This is a genomic window from Bittarella massiliensis (ex Durand et al. 2017), assembly GCF_009876955.1.
GTDB lineage: Bacteria > Bacillota > Clostridia > Oscillospirales > Ruminococcaceae > Bittarella > Bittarella massiliensis.
Genome location: NZ_WWVY01000054.1, coordinates 1 through 1,080, shown reverse-complemented (window position 1 = coordinate 1,080; position 1,080 = coordinate 1). Strand labels below are relative to the sequence as shown.

Genomic DNA, 1,080 nt, shown 5'->3' with positions numbered 1-1,080 from the left:
GGCAACACCGCACAGAAAAAGGCACCGGATGCTGCCAAATATGATATAATGAGTTTATGGATAAACAGATGACAATTTCTGCATTCAGCGATGAACTGGCACAGGTGCGGACAAAGAAAAAAGAATTTCTTGATCAGATAGAACGGATCGTCCCGTGGAAGGAATGGCTTGCCATGATTCAGCCGTGCTATTACAAAGGAGAGCGCGGCAACAAACCCTATCCGCTGGAGACCATGCTGCGGCTGTATCTGCTGCAAAATCTCTATGACCTGAGTAATGAGGCTACGGTGGCAGAGGCAATCGACAGCCGCGCATTTTCGGAGTTCTGCGGCGTTGATTCCAGCAACCAGGTGCCGGATGGAGATACCCTCGGCCGCTTTCGGAATCTGCTGATACGCAATGGACTGCAGGAGAAGCTTTTTCGCCAGGTAGTGGAGCTTTTGCAGCAAAGAGGACTTATCCTCAAAAAAGGGACCATTTTGGACTCCACGATCATTGCAGCGCCATCCTCCACAAAAAATCGTGAAAAGCAGCGAGATCCGGACGCCTGTCAAGTCAAGAAGGGCAACACCTGGCACTTTGGATATAAGGCGCATATCGGCGTGGACAAGGACAGCGGAGTGGTTCATACAGTGAAAGCTACTGCGGCAAATGTGCATGACGTTTCGGAAACATCGAAACTGCTGACCGGAGAAGAAGCTGTTGTCTATGGCGATAGCGGCTATTTGGGAGCCGGTAAGCGAGAAGATGCCATCGTCAGGAACAAGTCAGGCCACAAAATCAGGTACAAAATCAATCGTCGTCCTTCACAGGTAAAGAAACTGAGTAAGAGTGGGCGGTACGCCGCCAAAAAAGCAGAGCACGCGAAGTCTTCTATCCGGGCAAAAGTGGAGCATGTATTCGGTGTCGTCAAGAAACAGCTGCGCTTCCGAAAGACACGATACCGAGGACTCGAAAAGCAGCAAGCCAAATTCAATATCATGTTTGCTCTGGCAAACCTGATTCTGGCTGACAGACCCTGCCTGGCGGCTTGAGTCAGTGCGCTTTTGCTGGCAATAATCAAAGGATTATCCTCAGATT

The 1,080-nt window shown here is 49.9% G+C and carries 1 protein-coding gene; it reads left to right on the top strand.

The window, feature by feature from the left end:
• The first annotated feature begins 68 nt into the window (after positions 1-68).
• Positions 69-1,034, top strand: a complete 966-nt coding sequence (locus GT748_RS15070) for an IS5 family transposase (RefSeq protein ID WP_161222418.1) — start codon at positions 69-71, stop codon at positions 1,032-1,034.
• Positions 1,035-1,080: the final 46 nt, after the last annotated feature.

Excerpts from the sequence above, each read along its gene's own strand:
- GT748_RS15070 (WP_161222418.1), top strand. The coding sequence starts at position 69 with ATGACAATTTCTGCATTCAGCGATGAACTGGCACAGGTGCGGACAAAG.